Source organism: Bacillus sp. es.036 (assembly GCF_002563635.1).
GTDB lineage: Bacteria > Bacillota > Bacilli > Bacillales > Guptibacillaceae > Guptibacillus.
This window is the reverse complement of record NZ_PDIZ01000001.1, coordinates 2405145-2421155: the sequence shown is the minus strand read 5'-3', so window position 1 is coordinate 2421155 and position 16011 is coordinate 2405145. Positions and strand designations below refer to the sequence as shown.

The window sequence follows — 16011 nt, the reverse complement described above, 5'->3', positions numbered from 1 at the left end:
ATAGGATTTTGAAAGGGGCTCTTAAGATGAAGAAGCGTTATTACGTAGAGGTTAGTTCAGGTGAAATTTTGGAAGATCAAGGAGCATCAAGTTATCATTTTGAAATTGATGCAGATGAGGAAGATATTTACGAGCTTAGTGAGCTTTTTGATCTAACAGATAAGGATAGTCGACTTTCCTTATACCGTGCTCATGTCCCTGCCATGAGTTATCATGAAGATAAAAACAATGATGACTATGATAACCATATGAAAGAGATATATAGCCTGATACACAAATTAGGGAATAAAAAAACAAGGGATCATATTGAATCAATGGGAATTCTATAAAAAATAAGGGCTGTGCAGAAGCACAGCCCTTATTTTTTGCTGATCGCAAGAATATAGGGGGGATCATTGATTTGGTTAATAAATTGATATTTTAGAACCTGAAAATGTGACTGATTAAGATCGGTAGCGAAATTTGTGACCTTTTCACTTTCAATTTTTCCTTCTGGATGCCCTGGATAGACAACTAGAATGAGAAGTCCTCCTGAATGAAGCAAACGTAAGATATCTGTTACAGATTGAATTGTTTCTTCAGCGTTAGTGACAATGGATTTATCTCCTCCTGGCAGGTAACCAAGATTAAAGATTGCGGCAGAAACTTTCCCTATATGTTCCTTCTCAATGTTGTTATTAATGGAAGCGTGAGTCTCCTGGAATAGAGCGACCTGGGTATATTGGTCAGCTTCTTGCAGTCTTTTTTCGGTCGATTTTATTGCTTCAGATTGGATATCAAATCCATACACTTTGCCTGACTTACCAACCGATTCGGCTAGAAAGAGAGTGTCGTGTCCATTTCCACAAGTACCGTCAATAGCAACGCCACCTTCTGCTAAGACTGAGTCCAGTAGCGTTCTTGTAAAAGGTAAGATACGTTGAAGGGTCATGATGTCTATTCCTTTCTGTCAGTAAAAATATTCTTTGCTTCATTTGTCTGCTGCCTGACTTGAACAACTTATCGTGAATGCAGACGTCTAGAAAGCGATGTTTTAACTAATTATGACTTTACCATGTTCGATCTTTTTCTCCAACTAACTTTCATAAATGTTTGGGAATATATGGAGTGTGGTACAAACTAGTAAACAATAAATGAGGTGATCATATGGCAAAGAACGAAAAGGCACACAAACAAGGTGAAACCAATAACCCTGAGCAATTACCTGATAAAGAAAAGAATCAATTGGATGAGGATACTTCAGAAATGAATGTGGATGCAATTCCATTAGAAGATTTAAAAGAAGAACAGAGAGAAGAAAAAGATAAGCCGCACTCAAAAGACGATTCGGCGAGTCAGAAAAAGCATCGCAAAGGATAACGTGCCCAGTATGGGTACGTTTTTTTATATTTTCTATACTTAATGAAAAACAAATTGTATCTGGAGATGTATAGATCACGAAAAAAGCGGCTATTCTGATAATGTTCTTGACATTTATCACAAGTCTTCATACAATACAAATTATATACGTAATTTGTGAAGTTAAAGATAATGATAAGGAATAGTACCAAGGATTCTATTGCTAGAGAGTTAACGGTTGGTGGAAGTTAACATAGAACCTTTGCGAACTCACCTTTGAATCGGAACCTGAATGGAGTAAGGTGACCCGTATGCCTGCGTTAAAGGCCTTAAGTGAGTGCTTTTTTTAGCACTAAGCCGGGTGGTACCGCGGGTGATTGTGAATAGTAGATTCTCAACCTCTCGTCCCTGTTGATAAACAACGGGGATGGGAGGTTTTTTATTTTTTCTGTAAGGACTGGAAGGAGAGAGTAGCAATGGCATTTGATCACAAATCAATTGAAAAGAAGTGGCAGCACTTCTGGGAAACAAACAAAACATTTAAAACAGAGAATGACGCACAAGGTGAGAAAGTTTATATACTCGATATGTTCCCTTATCCATCTGGAGCGGGTCTGCACGTTGGACACCCTGAAGGCTATACGGCAACAGATATTTTATCTCGTATGAAAAGAATGCAGGGATACAATGTCCTTCATCCAATTGGATGGGATGCATTTGGACTACCAGCAGAACAATATGCACTTGATACAGGTAACAACCCACGTGACTTTACACAAAAGAACATCGATACATTCCGTCGACAAATTAAAGAGCTTGGTTTTTCATACGATTGGGATCGAGAAATTAATACAACTGATCCGCATTATTACAAATGGACACAGTGGATTTTCACGAAATTATATGAAAAAGGTCTTGCCTACGTAGACGAAGTAGCTGTGAACTGGTGTGAAGCGCTAGGAACTGTTCTTGCGAATGAGGAAGTCATTGACGGTAAGAGTGAGCGCGGCGGTCATCCTGTTGTTCGTAAACCAATGAAGCAATGGGTCTTAAAAATTACGGAATATGCGGATCGCTTGCTTGAAGATCTAGAAGACCTTGACTGGTCTGACAGCATTAAAGAAATGCAGCGAAACTGGATTGGGAAGTCCGAAGGCGCTGAAGTGACCTTTACAATTGATGGTTATGATGAGTCAATTGATGTCTTTACGACGCGTCCAGATACACTGTTTGGCGCAACTTATATGGTGCTGGCACCTGAGCATCCTCTAGTTGATAAAATTTCGACGAGTGAACAAATTTCCAAAGTTGAGAGCTATCGTTCAAAAGTTCAAACAAAGAGTGATCTTGAGCGAACAGAGCTATCAAAAGAGAAGACTGGTGAATTTACTGGCGCCTATGCAGTTAACCCAATAAACAATGAAAAGCTTCCGATTTGGGTAGCAGATTACGTGCTTATGAGTTATGGAACTGGTGCGATCATGGCTGTTCCTGCTCATGACGAGCGTGATTATGAGTTTGCGACTGCCTTTAACCTTCCAATCCAAGAAGTTGTGGCTGGTGGAGATGTGTCGAAAGAAGCCTTTACAGAAGATGGGAAGCATGTAAACTCTGATTTCTTAAACGGCCTTGAGAAAGAAGAAGCCATAACGAAAAGCATTGAATGGTTAGAGGAAAACGGTAAAGGGAAGAAAAAAACAACGTATCGTCTTCGCGATTGGTTATTTAGCCGTCAGCGTTACTGGGGCGAACCAATTCCAATCATTCATTGGGAAGATGGTTCAATGAGTGCAGTACCTAAGGAAGATTTACCGGTCGTTCTACCAGAAACAACGGAAATTAAGCCCTCTGGAACTGGTGAATCCCCTCTTGCGAATATCGAGGATTGGTTGAACGTTGTCGATCCTAAAACAGGTATGAAAGGCCGTCGTGAAACAAACACGATGCCACAATGGGCTGGAAGCTGCTGGTACTATCTACGTTATATCGATCCTGATAACGATGAGATGCTTGCGGATCCTAAAAAGCTTGATGAATGGCTACCTGTGGATATGTATATCGGTGGTGCAGAGCATGCGGTTCTTCACTTGCTTTATGCTCGTTTCTGGCATAAAGTTCTGTATGATATCGGTGTAGTGCCAACGAAAGAACCATTCCAACGCCTTCGCAACCAGGGAATGATTCTTGGTGAAAACAACGAAAAAATGAGTAAGTCAAAAGGAAACGTAGTAAATCCAGATGAAATAGTTGAAAGCCACGGTGCAGACACACTTCGTCTATATGAAATGTTTATGGGACCATTTGAAGGGTCGATTGCATGGTCACACAATGGTCTTGATGGAGCTCGTCGTTTCCTTGATCGTGTATGGCGCTTGTTTGGCGAAGGTGACCTAACAAAGTCTTCGATTTCTGAAGAAAATTCAGGAGAAGAGATGGAGCGCGTTTATCATGAAACAGTTAAGAAAGTAACTGAAGATATGGAAGGACTGCGCTTTAACACCGCTGTGTCTCAAATGATGGTATTTGTAAATGAAGCGTATAAGCAGGAAAAGGTTTCGGTTACTTTAATGGAAGGGTTTGTGAAGTTACTTTCACCTATCGCGCCTCACCTTGCGGAAGAACTATGGAGTGCGCTTGGACATGGCGAATCACTTGCGTATGCGAACTGGCCAATGTTTGATGAAAGCAAACTTACAGTAGACGAAGTTGAGATTGTTGTTCAAATTAACGGCAAACTTCGTGCTAAAATATCCATTCCTACAGAAGCCTCTCGTGATGAGATGCAGGAAATTGCGTTAAAGCATGAGAAAATTAAAGGTCAACTTGATGGCAAAACACTTCGCAAAGTTATTGCTGTTCCAGGTAAGTTAGTGAATATCGTAGCTAATTAACAACTAACCCTCTCCAGTTGATGGAGAGGGTTTTAACTATGTAAAATTTTGCTGAAAATGATTAAACAACATTTTGCATAACCTTTTCCTATATTTGAGAATATTAGTAAGATGATAAGAAGATAGATTTCTTGTATTGAACAAACAAATCATGTACGATTGAATTTGTTAAAGTGAATATAATCGAAAAATCATATGAGAACTGTACGAAAGGGGTATGTTTTTTATGAGTAATGAAATTAAGACAGTAACACCTGAAGAGGTTGAAAAGCTAATCAATGATGGAAAGAACGTTTCGTTAATTGATGTACGTGAGGACGAGGAAGTAGAGGAAGGTATGATCCCTGAAGCGAAGCACATTCGTCTTGGTACTCTTCCGGAACGACTTGATGAAATAAACAAAGAAGAAGAGCATATTATGATTTGTCGCTCTGGACGTCGTAGTGAGCGTGCTTGCGAGTACATGCAAGAAGCTGGTTATGAAGTAAGAAATATGGTTGGCGGTATGATGAAATGGGAGGGTAAACTGAAATAACCCTGCGAAAAAGGAGAGAGTTTGAATGGCGATATGGGGAATGGCTGGTGCAGTAATGGCTGCCTTGACTTTAGGATTATGGAGAGTAGTTTATCCTTATTCTTATATGAAGCCGATTCATTTAGATCGGTTTGATGATGATAAGTACTGTCTCATTGATGTGAGAGATTATATTCTTTCGCACCGTACGCCTTATGAAAAAGCAAAGAATATTCCGCTTTCTTATTTAGGAAGACAGACGAAAGAAAATGAAGTGTGTGATAAAGAGATTATTGTTCTTGCCGAGGATCGAAAAGCAGCAAGACTCGCTGTGAAGATCCTGATGAAACAGCGCAAGCAACCTATTTATTACATGACCGTTTCGTAATGAAAACGTCTTTTGGAGTTGGTCTCTAAAAGACGTTTTCCTGAAGTGTTAATCCAAGTAAGTTGATGTGTTTAATAAATCATAGCACTTTTTTCCCCATGTTCCAAATAGATTGCTTAAAGAAAGAAATCTACTTCTGCCTTCAATCTGGTATAATGATGGAAAAGACTAGACCGGGGTGTTGAAATGAAGGCAGAACTAATACGTGCTATGATGGACTTACAGACTCTTAAACAATTGCAGATAGGAAATACAGTGAAGCAGACGACCACCTTTTCCTTTACTGATATGCTTGAACAAGCTCTCTCTAACGAGAATCCTGGACAAACCAATCCGGAATCAACACTTACTTCAATCCCGGCGGAATTATCTGCGCCATCCCAAATTCCAATCTCGTCTAACCCTTCTTATTCGTCTTCATCGCTTGAAATCGATGGCTATATAGAAGAATTATCGGTGAAATATGACGTCGATCCTAAGCTCATTCATTCCATTATTAAACAAGAATCAGGCTATAAGTCAGATAGCGTGAGCGGAGCTGGGGCTATGGGGTTAATGCAATTAATGCCTGCTACTGCCGCTTCATTAGGAGTAAAAGATCCTTTTGACCCTGGACAAAACATTGAAGGCGGCGTAAAGTACATGAAACAAATGATGAATAAATATAATGGAAACACTGAGCTTGCACTAGCCGCTTATAATGCCGGACCGGGAAATGTGGATCGGTACGGTGGAATACCTCCGTTTCAAGAAACACAAAATTATGTTTCAAAAGTAATGGGGAATTATCGAGCATAAATTAGTTAAAGCTGTCTCACTCGACCGCACTTTAGCAGTCGTCAATGAGGTAGCTTTTTTTTAAGGTTTCATTTCATAATGGAATTTCTTTTGACTTCGTTATGTTCGGAGCGAGAGAATAAGGGCAGGTCTGAAAGAAGATACAAATTATTGATATACTAAACACGAGGTGACTAATTTGAACGAATTTACTACATTGGGACTGGACTCACGTCTCATTAAGCAACTTGAAGCTCAGGGCATCGATACCCCAACAGACATTCAAAGAGAAACGATTCCAGTCATGTTACAGGGAAAAGACGTCATTGCGCAGGCTCAGACGGGTACAGGAAAAACATTCGCTTTCTTGCTGCCAATTCTTGAGAAAATAGAAACAGAAGCACCAGAGGTACAGGCTCTCATTGTGACTCCAACTCGTGAGCTTGCCATCCAGATTACTTCAGAATTGATGAAGTTAGTTGAAGAGCGAGATGACGTCAATGTTCTAGCTGTTTATGGTGGTCAGGATGTTGAAAGACAGATCAAGCATCTTAATAAACAAGTACACATTGTTGTTGCAACGCCTGGACGCCTGTTAGATCACGTACGAAGAGAAACTATCGATTTATCTCATACTTCTTATCTGGTGTTAGATGAAGCCGATCAAATGCTTCATATAGGTTTTCTTAGAGAAGTAGAAGATATTATAAATGAAACGCCTGAAAGCCGCCTAACCGCCCTATTCTCAGCAACTATGTCGAGCGATATTAAACAGCTTGCCAAGCGTTTTATGCGCTCCCCTGAGAAAATTAGGGGGAAAGAGAAAGGCAAAACCGTTGAAGAAATTGAACAATTTGTGATTGAAACAACAGACCGAAGAAAATTTGGCTCACTTACTGAAACAATTGACGAAGTGCGTCCGTTCCTAGGAATTATTTTCTGTCGTACGAAGCGAAGGGTTAGTAAATTAAATGGTGATTTGAAAGCAAAAGGATATTTATCCGATGAGCTTCATGGTGATTTATCTCAGTCGAAGCGTGAAAGTGTCATCAAACGATTCCGTGATGCGAAAATTCAGCTTCTTGTTGCCACAGATGTGGCAGCACGAGGGCTTGATATTGAAGGCGTAACGCACGTTTTCAACTATGACATTCCTCAAGATACAGAAAGTTATATCCACCGGATTGGTCGAACGGGGCGTGCTGGTGGAGATGGTGCATCGTATACGTTTATAGCTGCCAAGGATCAATCATTTATTCAAATGATTGAAAAAGGTATCGGTAAGAAACTTGCCAGAAAAACCGTTGAAGGTGCACTACCTGATGGTGAAGAGCGTAATGATGAAAGAAGAAATGATCAAAGAAGTAGATCCAGCCATTCTTCTCGTAAGACTGGTTCTTCGAACAATCGCAATCGAAATAGCGGAAGAAACCGAAACAAACGATAAAAGAAAGAGAGGGATCGTCCTATGGACGATCCCTCTCTTTCTTTAGGCAAGTGAATCATGCTCAACTTAAATAGCAGAAGTTGTTCTTCTTTCAGCAGCGCATTTACCTGCTGTATACCCTGTTACAAAGGCAGAAGTGATGTTATAGCCCCCGGTATACCCGTGAATGTCGAGTACTTCTCCACAAAAGTAAAGACCTGTGGTGAATTTTGAAGCCATTTCTTTCGGATGTATTTCTTTTAGAGATACGCCCCCACCTGTTACGAAGGCTTTATCAATTGGAAGGGTACCATCGATCGCCACTTGGAATTGCTTTAATAAACGTACGTATTCACGCACTTTTTCCTTCGATAAGTGAGCATACGTCGTTTCAGGTGATATGTCTGCTTTAGTAAATAAGAAGAGCATGTATCGTTCTGGTACTTTGCTTTTCCAGATGTTTTTGATTGCTTTTTTAGGCTCTTCTTTTGCGAGCTTCATATGCTCGCGAAACAATTGTTCTTCGTTTTGATCAGGTACGGCATCAATTTGCAGGGGAATGTATTGCGCATTGAATTTTTTCATTGCTTTCACAACGTATTGACTGCAACGAAGAACGGCGGGGCCAGAAAGTCCAATATGTGTAAAAATCATGTCCCATCGATGTGTTTTAATGACCTTGCCCTTTGGGTTAAGAACAGATAGCGCAACATCTCGAAGTGATAATCCCTGAAGTTCCTTGTTTTTAATAAAAGCTTCACTAGAAGTAAGGGGAACTTCAGTTGGGTATAGATCTGTGATCGTATGACCACCTTCTTCCGCCCATGCATATCCATCTCCGGTTGAACCCGTATGAGGGACAGATTTCCCTCCAACTGCAATAACCACGTTCGATGAGTGAATGTCTTCTTTGGTTTTAAGTCTTATACCTGAAACGGCCCCGTCTTCATAAAGAACTTTCTCAACGGGGGTATTGACTTGTATTGTCACATTTAAGTGTCGTACTTTATCTAGTAGTGCATTTACAACAGACTTTGCATCATCAGTGACGGGGAACATTCTGCCATGATCTTCTTCTTTTAATTTAATGCCAAGGTCTTCAAAGAATGTGATAATGTCTTCATTATCAAAAATGTTAAATGCGCTGTATAAGAATTTTCCGTTTCCTGGAATGAATTTGATTAGTTCATCAAGTGGAAGTCGGTTTGTTACGTTACAACGACCGCCTCCAGAAATCGCTAGCTTTCGTCCAAGCTTATTCCCTTTATCAACGAGAAGCACTTTTGCTCCATGTTCAGCCGCTGATACAGACGCCATGAGTCCGGACGGACCTCCGCCAATCACAATGACATCATAGTTCATACTTACACCTCTCTCATTTTGCTACACTCAAACATACCATAATTCACTCCCCTTAATAAAGTTTCACAAAAATTTATATTTGTTGTTACTAGCTAAATAGCTTAAAATGGAGAAGTGTATTTAAAGAACTGTTGAAAATTGTTGATAGATGACGAATGGATCTAGTTGAATGGTTAGAAGTAGGAGATGGAGAAATGTCTGATTCAAATGTGATTAGAGGGACGATGCTGTTATCAGCAGCTACCCTTTTTTCTAGAATAATTGGTATGATTTATATGTTTCCTTTTACAGCTCTTGTTGGTACGCAGGGTGTAGCCCTTTATCAATATGCTTATACTCCATATACGATAATGCTAAGCCTGTCCACGGTGGGAATTCCGCTTGCAGTCTCGAAGTTTGTTTCAAAATATCACACGCTTGGAGATTACCGAACGGGACGAAGACTTTTTAAGTCAGGACTTCTTTTAATGACGCTTACTGGATTTGTAGCATTTCTTGCCCTTTTCCTTTTGGCAGAACCAATTGCTCGTATTGTCATTGATGAGGGGAAAGAAGGGAATACAATTGCCGATGTAACATTAGTTATAAGGGTCGTGAGTATGGCGCTATTAATTGTGCCGATCATGAGTCTAACGCGCGGTTTTTTCCAAGGTCTACAATCGATGGGACCAACAGCTGTTTCACAAGTCGTTGAACAAATTTTCCGTATTGTATTTATCCTAGTTTCCAGTGTTATTATTATTAAATTTATGGACGGGGATGAAGCAACGGCCGCTACTTTCGCCACTTTTGGTGCATTTGTTGGGGCGGTTGGGGGATTGCTTGTAGTTTTCTGGTATTACAGAAAGCGAAAGCCAACGTTAGATCGTCACCTTGCTGAAAGTACGGTGGATCATGATGTATCCTTAAAAGATATGTATAAAGAAATCATTACGTATGCTCTTCCGTTTGTTGTAGTCGGTTTGGCGATTCCTTTATATTTGCAAATTGATACGTTGCTCATTAATCCAGCATTGAAGAGTATTGGTTACGATAAACCTGCCTATGAAGAAGTGTTTGCGATTATCACGGGACTTGCTCATAAGTTGATTATGATCCCAGTATCGCTTGCTACTGCTCTTTCAATGACGATTATCCCAGCTATTACGAAATCATTTACAGCGAATCGTGAAGGATCATTGCAAAATCAGCTAACGCAAACGTTCCAAATTTTATTATTCTTGACGACTCCCGCTGCAATAGGGTTAGCCGTTTTATCTGAACCGATATTTAGAGTTCTTTATCCAACGGTAAATCAAGATCTTGGTAGCTGGTTATTAATGTGGTATGCCCCAACGGCTATATTATTTGCCCTCTTTTCTGTAACAGCTGCGATTTTACAGGGAATTAATAAACAGAAGTTTGCCGTTTATAGTTTACTCGCTGGTCTTGTACTTAAAGCTGGACTAACTTATCCCTTTGTCACAATGTTTGAGGGGAAAGGATCTATTCTTGCTACAAATATTGGTTTACTAACGTCGGTTATCATTATAATCGCTGTGATTAAGAAATATACAGATTACGAGTTTGGATTCCTCTCAAGAAGGTTACTCCTAATTGGAATTTTCGTAGTGATTATGGCGGTTGCTTCCAAACTAGCCATTCTTCCATTAGAATCGGTTATGCCTGATTTATACCTTTCAACAAGTGAAGGCGGAAGCATGTTGTATTCGATCATCAATTTACTAATTGGCGTTACGGTGGGAGGAATTGTATTTCTATGGCTATCGTATCGTTCCAATCTAGCGGGATTAATTTTAGGTGAACGATTCTCATTTCTAAAAAGACGTTAAAAAATGAAGGCCTCCTGAGGCCTTCATTTTTTATAAGTGGAATAATTGAGAAGGCTAATAGCCGTAGTCCTCATCACGAATCCCGATCTGTCTCTCAATTCTTGTAATTCTTCGATCTTGTCGTCGTAGCTGGCGCTCAATTTGTCTGAGCTGTTGTTCAATATTTCCAGGATATCCTGGTTGGCCGGGATACCCGGGCTGTCCTGGGTATCCTGGAAAGCCAGGATACATTTGAAACTGCTGCCCTTGCTGCCGATCATAATCATACATACACAACGCCTCCTTTTGTAGGTACTTGATAGTGTATGTAAAGGCTGGGCAGTGTTGCTGGGCATGTGACCCGTGTTATACTGAGTTTTTCTGATACCAACTGAGTTGCTCTCCGATTCCAAGTCCTTTTAAAGGCACTTCATACACATAGTTGAATCGGTTAAGCTGAGGCTCAAGGTGTTTTCGATAAACTGAGCCACCGTGTAAACACACGAGAATATCCGTAGAAGTCTCATGTTGAGAGAATTGCTCAATTACTTTTTGAGCCCATTCTTCTCGTTGATGATGGGAAAATGTTTTAATTGAGACGTCATAGGGGTCCATGATGTCTTCTGGTAATAAAAGTCCATCTTTGGCATTATAGAAATACATGCGGTCATAATGTTGAGATGCGTATTCTAACGTTTTTTGAAATAAAGGACTTTGGTAAAATTCCGTCACAGGTGCAGACTTATTACTTTTCTTGCGTGCTGTTGCTAAAAGTCCAACTTTCACAGTCATTCGATTCACTCCAAACGTGCATTTTGGCATTTATCGTTTACATACCCTTACGAACCAAAAAGTATGCTAAAAAAACAAATAAATAGTGGAAAAAATATGGAAAAGGAGAGGTTGAAATGCGTTTAGATAAATTATTAGCAAATATGGGCTACGGCACAAGGAAAGAAGTGAAAAAACTTTTGAAAACAGGCGTGGTTCGTGTTGATGAAGAGGTGATTAAGGATGCGAAGCAACATATCGATCCTGAAGAAAATCACGTAACAGTTTATGAAGAAACCGTAGAATATCGAGAATTCATTTACCTTATGATGAACAAACCGGCTGGGGTTATATCAGCAACGGAAGATGAAGAAGAAACTGTCATTGACATACTCATTCCTGAGGATCAGGTTTTCGAACCATTTCCAGTAGGACGATTAGATAAAGATACAGAAGGATTATTAATCATCACGAATGATGGTAAGCTAGCTCATCATTTAACATCACCAAAACATCATGTTCCGAAAACTTATTATGCTAAAATTAGCGGTGTTGTATCAGAAAAAGATATTCGGGCTTTTGAAAAAGGCGTCACGCTTGATGATGGATATGTAACAAAGCCTGGAGAGTTAACGATTTTAAGTGCTGCTGAGGAATCCGAAATTGAGCTTACAATTCATGAAGGGAAATTCCATCAAGTAAAGCGAATGTTTGAAGCGGTAGGCAAGAAAGTCGTTTATTTACAGCGCATTCAGATGGGAGATATTCATCTTGATGGTGACTTGGAACCTGGGGAATACAGAGAGTTAACTGAGGAAGAGGTAACCATTCTACAAAAGTAATGGTTTGTTTCTTTACGACTGACTTGGGGAATAGCATGAGTAGTCAGTTGTGAAGGAGAGGATTTTTCATGATTAAGGTTGGAAAAGAAATTCAAGATCATAAGTTGAAAAATGAATCATCTGCTGAATTGGTTGTGAAACAAGTTTACTTTGATCAGACGCTTCGGCAAGCAACATATGTTGAGGTTGAGAAAAAAGAGATCTCCAATGAGAAAGATGCCGTTCCTGATCATCACGCAGATGAAATGCTTCACTCTATTCAAGCGTCAGGAGGACAATTCACGCCTGATAATTATCCAGTAACAGACGATGATCGTAAAGAACGAGATGCAAATGAAACAATGATTGTTTCATTTAGTCAGTTATCCTGGCAAAATGATGGCTATTTGCTTCGTGAAAGTCAGGATGAAATTCAAGCGACGGTTTTAGCTGATCAATGTTCTAATAAATCGTTAAATAAAGCTGAAATTTTAACAGAAAGCGGAGAAGAGCTTGGCAAGGTGAAGGAAATTGTCATTGACAAAAGCGGCAGGGTCGAGGGATTTGAGCTTTCAGAAGGCTTTTTATCCGATTTTCTTTCAAGCGATCAACCCTTTTTAAAATTGGACGAAGCAGTAAAGTATCAGCACGGTAAAATTATTGTCCCTACAGACTATCATCATACAATAAAAAAAGCGTGATATAGAAAAGCCCTGCATTGATGCAGGGCTTTTCTAATGAGTTTAAAAAGCAATGCTTTCAAACTAAATAAAGGCTTTCGTCAGATTGGATCGACGAAAAGCCAAGTGTAGCTTATTATCTACCTTATCCAACTTTAACTCTCTTGCTTGTTATTGTCCAGAATCCTCGGTTTGGGCTTTTGACTAATTCATTGTAGGCCAGTACATTTAAATCTCTTTGAACTGTTCGCTGGGTAATCCCAAACTCTTCAACTAACTCATTTGTGCTGACAGTACCATGCTTGCTAATAAATAAATAGATGGACTTGATACGGGTCATCATACGATCAGTTGAAGTAATACTCAAAGAACCACTCCCTAACATGTAATCAATGCCTTATCCCTAGCATAAAACGTAACTATTAAAACCATATGAAGGAAACGTTAAGATATACTTAATTTCTACATATTCCTTCGATTTTTCATGAAAGTTTGGCTATTTGCTCCGATTAAGACTGGAAGTGATTTCTGGATGTGTTGGGTTTCCCAACTTGGTGTATTGACGAATAGGTCGTACCACTTTCATAAGATAAGCGATTGATTGGCATTATTATTTAATTCCACTCCTACTGCCATTTCCCTCTTTTGGGCCAACTTACACCCCCTCTTTAAAGTTTATTTTACAATAATTCTGTTATTTCGGCAAAAAATTTCATTTCGTTTGGCTTAATCTTCCTTAACGAACATTCCTTTGCTATTCTTAAAGTACGAATACTAAGAGAGGAGGGAGATTCATTTGTTATTTCGTATTTTTCTAAAAAATGCCATTAAATTAAACAATCGTTTTATGCTAGCTGTCGCTTTCATCCTAGTTGTCGTTAGTACAGTGATCATGCGGCTCATTGAACCAGAGACGTTTCCATCTCTATTCGATTCACTCTGGTGGGTGATGACAACTGTAACGACAGTAGGATATGGAGATTACTTCCCGACCACGATTGCTGGAAGAATGTATGCGATGTTTCTCTATATTGTCGGTATTGGATTAATTGGAGTTGTTATTGGAAAGTTTGTTGATGGCTTTTCAGAGATTAAAAAGCGAAAGGAGGAAGGGAAAATGCCCTATCAAGGAAACGATCATATCGTCATTATTGGATGGTCGCAAAAAGCTGCATATGCGGTTTCGGAAATTATGGATTCTGATCAATGCGAGATTGTCATTATTGACAAGTTAACAAAAGCTCCATTAATCGAAGAGAATATTCATTATATACAAGGTGATGCTGCAGAAGAAGCCACGCTTAACAAAGCTGATATTATGAATGCGAAAGCAGTTCTTATCTTTTCGGATGATACGATACATGATGCTCTTCTCGCTGATGGAAAGTCACTCATCATTGCTAGCTCAATTGAACGACTTTCAACCGATATTCATACAACGGTTGAAGTAATGAAGGAGGAGCATATAAAGAACTTTACACATGTTCAGGTTGATGAGTTCGTTCTTTCACATGAAGCTGTATCTCGCATGGCTGTTCGATCCGCTTTTACTAAGGGAATATCAGGTGTCTACTCGCAGCTGTTAAGTAGGGGGCATGGTGATAACTTATATGAAATCGGTGTACAGCAAGAGTGGGTTACATATGGGGATGCGTTTCAGAGTCTACTGCAACAAGGAGCTACGCTTATAGCTGATGGAGAGCGGATGGATATTAATCGACGACTGGATGAGTCGATTCCGGAGAGGGCAAAACTCTTTGTCATTTGTGATCACGAAGTATATGAAAGAATAAAAGGGGTGAAATAAATTGAATGATGTAAATTGGAAGGAAGAAGTGCTTAGTCGAAAACACTCGTTAATGAATGACTTAGAAGGTCTATTAAAAATTGAGAGTGTTTTAGATGAAGAGAATCGTACAGAGGATGCTCCCTTCGGTTATGAAGTGAAAAAGGCGCTTGATTATATGCTTAATCTAGGGAAGCGTGATGGTTTTCAAACAAAGAATGTCGAACAGGTTGCAGGACATTTAGAATTTGGACAGGGTGAAGATATAATTGGTATTTTGTGCCACGTTGATGTTGTGCCGGCGGGGAATGATTGGACAACCCCTCCGTTTACTCCTGATGTTCGAGAAGGAAAGGTCTATGCAAGAGGAGCGATTGATGACAAGGGACCGACAATTGCGGCTTACTGGGCAATGAATATCGTCAAGGAACTTTATCCAGCGCTTTCAAAGCGAGTTCGAATGATCGTTGGTACAGATGAAGAAAGCTCTTGGCGATGTGTCGATACCTATTTTAACCATGAAGAAATGCCAACAATGGGCTTTGCACCTGATGCGGTCTTCCCGATTATTCACGCTGAAAAAGGGATTGCTGACTTTGAATGGATTTTTCCTATTAATGAAGAAAAGAAGGAAACGTTCGTTCTTTGCTCTTTTCGTTCTGGACAGCGTTTGAATATGGTTCCAGATCATGCAATAGCAAAATGTCAGAGTAGTGAAGACCAATTGCTTGACGTTAAAAAGGAATTTGAGCTATTTTTAAATGATAAAAACCTTAAAGGAAAAGCGACGCTCGATAAGCAATTAACGCTGGAAATACACGGCGTATCCGTTCATGGATCTGCCCCTCATGAAGGTGTCAACGCAGCGTTTCGTTTAGCGGAATTTTTGGAAGGTCTGTCCCTTGATCAAAACGGAGCTGCCTACATTAACTTTATCACCAAATGGTTACAGGATGATTTTACTGGGGAGCGCCTTGGGGTCTCTTTCAAAGATAATATTACAGGGTCACTGACGATGAATGCAGGTACTTTCGAGTATCAAGCGAGCCAACACGGACGAATTGGCATTAATCTTCGGTATCCAGTAACGTGTCAGTTTGATCATGTGAAACAAACGTTTGAAAAGGTAACCGGTCCAATGTCAGTGGAGATGAAAGTGATTGATCACATGACACCGCATCATGTGCCACAAGATCATGAGCTTATTCAGAAGCTTCAACACGTTTATGAAAAACAAACCGGCAAAGAAGCTAAGCTTCTATCGATAGGTGGAGGAACGTATGCCCGCTCTCTAAATGCGGGAGTAGCATTTGGAGCTCTTTTTGAAGGAAAGCCTCAATTAGCACATCAAAAAGATGAATATGTGGATATCGAGGATTTGTTAAAAGCGGCAGCGATTTATGCTGAAGCGATTTATGAACTCGCAAAATAATAGAATGAGCGCCA

At 39.8% G+C, this 16011-nt stretch carries 17 protein-coding genes and 1 other annotated feature; of the genes, 12 read left to right on the top strand and 5 right to left on the bottom strand.

Annotation, left to right across the window (positions count from 1 at the left end; genetic code table 11):
• Window positions 1–26 precede the first annotated feature (26 nt).
• Window positions 27–329, top strand: a complete 303-nt coding sequence (locus ATG70_RS12400; RefSeq protein ID WP_098444608.1) for a hypothetical protein — start codon at window positions 27–29, stop codon at window positions 327–329.
• Between the two features lie 29 nt (window positions 330–358).
• On the opposite strand, the gene ATG70_RS12395 is transcribed toward ATG70_RS12400, so the two are convergent.
• Entirely contained in the window at window positions 359–931 is a 573-nt protein-coding gene (locus tag ATG70_RS12395) for a class I SAM-dependent methyltransferase (RefSeq protein WP_179886261.1), read from the bottom strand.
• A gap of 215 nt (window positions 932–1146) precedes the next feature.
• Here ATG70_RS12395 and ATG70_RS12390 point away from each other — a divergent pair, with 215 nt between their 5' ends.
• From ATG70_RS12390 to ATG70_RS12365, 6 genes are all read left to right on the top strand, one after another.
• The gene (locus ATG70_RS12390) at window positions 1147–1359 is read left to right on the top strand and encodes a hypothetical protein (protein ID WP_098444606.1); all 213 of its coding nucleotides are present in this window, start codon (window positions 1147–1149) and stop codon (window positions 1357–1359) included.
• Window positions 1360–1521: 162 nt separating this feature from the next.
• Window positions 1522–1751 (top strand) — a binding site (T-box leader).
• 63 nt (window positions 1752–1814) lie between these two features.
• On the top strand, window positions 1815–4229 hold the full coding sequence (leuS, locus tag ATG70_RS12385) for a leucine--tRNA ligase (RefSeq protein ID WP_098444605.1): 2415 nt from the start codon (window positions 1815–1817) through the stop codon (window positions 4227–4229).
• Window positions 4230–4455: 226 nt separating this feature from the next.
• Window positions 4456–4764: a rhodanese-like domain-containing protein gene (locus ATG70_RS12380; RefSeq protein WP_098444604.1), complete on the top strand. Its 309-nt coding sequence runs from the start codon at window positions 4456–4458 to the stop codon at window positions 4762–4764.
• Between the two features lie 25 nt (window positions 4765–4789).
• On the top strand, window positions 4790–5131 hold the full coding sequence (locus tag ATG70_RS12375) for a rhodanese-like domain-containing protein (protein WP_098444603.1): 342 nt from the start codon (window positions 4790–4792) through the stop codon (window positions 5129–5131).
• Window positions 5132–5317: 186 nt separating this feature from the next.
• Entirely contained in the window at window positions 5318–5929 is a 612-nt protein-coding gene (locus ATG70_RS22935; protein ID WP_098444602.1) for a lytic transglycosylase domain-containing protein, read from the top strand.
• A 178-nt stretch (window positions 5930–6107) separates the two neighbouring features.
• A complete protein-coding gene (locus ATG70_RS12365; RefSeq protein ID WP_373560767.1) occupies window positions 6108–7355 on the top strand; it encodes a DEAD/DEAH box helicase in 1248 nt (415 codons plus the stop codon).
• A gap of 66 nt (window positions 7356–7421) precedes the next feature.
• Here the strand turns inward: ATG70_RS12365 and ATG70_RS12360 are convergent, their stop codons facing one another.
• A complete protein-coding gene (locus ATG70_RS12360) occupies window positions 7422–8696 on the bottom strand; it encodes an NAD(P)/FAD-dependent oxidoreductase (RefSeq protein ID WP_098444600.1) in 1275 nt (424 codons plus the stop codon).
• A 194-nt stretch (window positions 8697–8890) separates the two neighbouring features.
• Between ATG70_RS12360 and ATG70_RS12355 the strand changes: the two genes are divergently transcribed.
• Window positions 8891–10528, top strand: coding sequence for a putative polysaccharide biosynthesis protein (locus ATG70_RS12355; protein ID WP_098444599.1), 1638 nt, complete (start codon window positions 8891–8893; stop codon window positions 10526–10528).
• 54 nt (window positions 10529–10582) lie between these two features.
• Here the strand turns inward: ATG70_RS12355 and ATG70_RS22675 are convergent, their stop codons facing one another.
• Both ATG70_RS22675 and ATG70_RS12345 read right to left on the bottom strand, forming a co-directional pair.
• Window positions 10583–10798: a hypothetical protein gene (locus ATG70_RS22675; protein ID WP_098444598.1), complete on the bottom strand. Its 216-nt coding sequence runs from the start codon at window positions 10796–10798 to the stop codon at window positions 10583–10585.
• A 75-nt stretch (window positions 10799–10873) separates the two neighbouring features.
• The gene (locus tag ATG70_RS12345) at window positions 10874–11299 is read right to left on the bottom strand and encodes a DUF6884 domain-containing protein (protein WP_098444597.1); all 426 of its coding nucleotides are present in this window, start codon (window positions 11297–11299) and stop codon (window positions 10874–10876) included.
• A gap of 116 nt (window positions 11300–11415) precedes the next feature.
• Between ATG70_RS12345 and ATG70_RS12340 the strand changes: the two genes are divergently transcribed.
• Both ATG70_RS12340 and ATG70_RS12335 read left to right on the top strand, forming a co-directional pair.
• Window positions 11416–12120, top strand: a complete 705-nt coding sequence (locus ATG70_RS12340; protein ID WP_098444596.1) for a pseudouridine synthase — start codon at window positions 11416–11418, stop codon at window positions 12118–12120.
• 68 nt (window positions 12121–12188) lie between these two features.
• Window positions 12189–12800 carry a PRC-barrel domain-containing protein gene (locus ATG70_RS12335; RefSeq protein ID WP_098444595.1) on the top strand — a complete coding sequence of 204 codons (612 nt, stop codon included), beginning with the start codon at window positions 12189–12191 and terminating at the stop codon, window positions 12798–12800.
• A 124-nt stretch (window positions 12801–12924) separates the two neighbouring features.
• Here ATG70_RS12335 and ATG70_RS12330 read toward each other — a convergent pair whose 3' ends face one another.
• Window positions 12925–13164: a DeoR family transcriptional regulator gene (locus ATG70_RS12330; protein ID WP_098444594.1), complete on the bottom strand. Its 240-nt coding sequence runs from the start codon at window positions 13162–13164 to the stop codon at window positions 12925–12927.
• A gap of 411 nt (window positions 13165–13575) precedes the next feature.
• Here ATG70_RS12330 and ATG70_RS12325 point away from each other — a divergent pair, with 411 nt between their 5' ends.
• Window positions 13576–14586, top strand: coding sequence for a potassium channel family protein (locus ATG70_RS12325; RefSeq protein WP_306472705.1), 1011 nt, complete (start codon window positions 13576–13578; stop codon window positions 14584–14586).
• 1 nt (window position 14587) lies between these two features.
• Window positions 14588–15997, top strand: coding sequence for a dipeptidase PepV (gene pepV, locus ATG70_RS12320; RefSeq protein ID WP_098444592.1), 1410 nt, complete (start codon window positions 14588–14590; stop codon window positions 15995–15997).
• Window positions 15998–16011: the final 14 nt, after the last annotated feature.

What these genes read in the sequence shown, in the direction of transcription:
- leuS (WP_098444605.1), top strand. Translation starts at nt 1,815, where the DNA reads ATGGCATTTGATCACAAATCAATTGAAAAGAAGTGGCAGCACTTCTGG.
- ATG70_RS12330 (WP_098444594.1), bottom strand. Translation starts at nt 13,164, where the DNA reads ATGTTAGGGAGTGGTTCTTTGAGTATTACTTCAACTGATCGTATGATG.
- ATG70_RS12355 (WP_098444599.1), top strand. Translation starts at nt 8,891, where the DNA reads ATGTCTGATTCAAATGTGATTAGAGGGACGATGCTGTTATCAGCAGCT.
- ATG70_RS12340 (WP_098444596.1), top strand. Translation starts at nt 11,416, where the DNA reads ATGCGTTTAGATAAATTATTAGCAAATATGGGCTACGGCACAAGGAAA.
- ATG70_RS22675 (WP_098444598.1), bottom strand. Translation starts at nt 10,798, where the DNA reads ATGTATGATTATGATCGGCAGCAAGGGCAGCAGTTTCAAATGTATCCT.
- ATG70_RS12375 (WP_098444603.1), top strand. Translation starts at nt 4,790, where the DNA reads ATGGCGATATGGGGAATGGCTGGTGCAGTAATGGCTGCCTTGACTTTA.
- ATG70_RS12335 (WP_098444595.1), top strand. Translation starts at nt 12,189, where the DNA reads ATGATTAAGGTTGGAAAAGAAATTCAAGATCATAAGTTGAAAAATGAA.
- ATG70_RS12345 (WP_098444597.1), bottom strand. Translation starts at nt 11,299, where the DNA reads ATGACTGTGAAAGTTGGACTTTTAGCAACAGCACGCAAGAAAAGTAAT.
- ATG70_RS12400 (WP_098444608.1), top strand. Translation starts at nt 27, where the DNA reads ATGAAGAAGCGTTATTACGTAGAGGTTAGTTCAGGTGAAATTTTGGAA.
- ATG70_RS12360 (WP_098444600.1), bottom strand. Translation starts at nt 8,696, where the DNA reads ATGAACTATGATGTCATTGTGATTGGCGGAGGTCCGTCCGGACTCATG.
- ATG70_RS12395 (WP_179886261.1), bottom strand. Translation starts at nt 931, where the DNA reads ATGACCCTTCAACGTATCTTACCTTTTACAAGAACGCTACTGGACTCA.
- ATG70_RS12390 (WP_098444606.1), top strand. Translation starts at nt 1,147, where the DNA reads ATGGCAAAGAACGAAAAGGCACACAAACAAGGTGAAACCAATAACCCT.
- ATG70_RS12380 (WP_098444604.1), top strand. Translation starts at nt 4,456, where the DNA reads ATGAGTAATGAAATTAAGACAGTAACACCTGAAGAGGTTGAAAAGCTA.
- ATG70_RS22935 (WP_098444602.1), top strand. Translation starts at nt 5,318, where the DNA reads ATGAAGGCAGAACTAATACGTGCTATGATGGACTTACAGACTCTTAAA.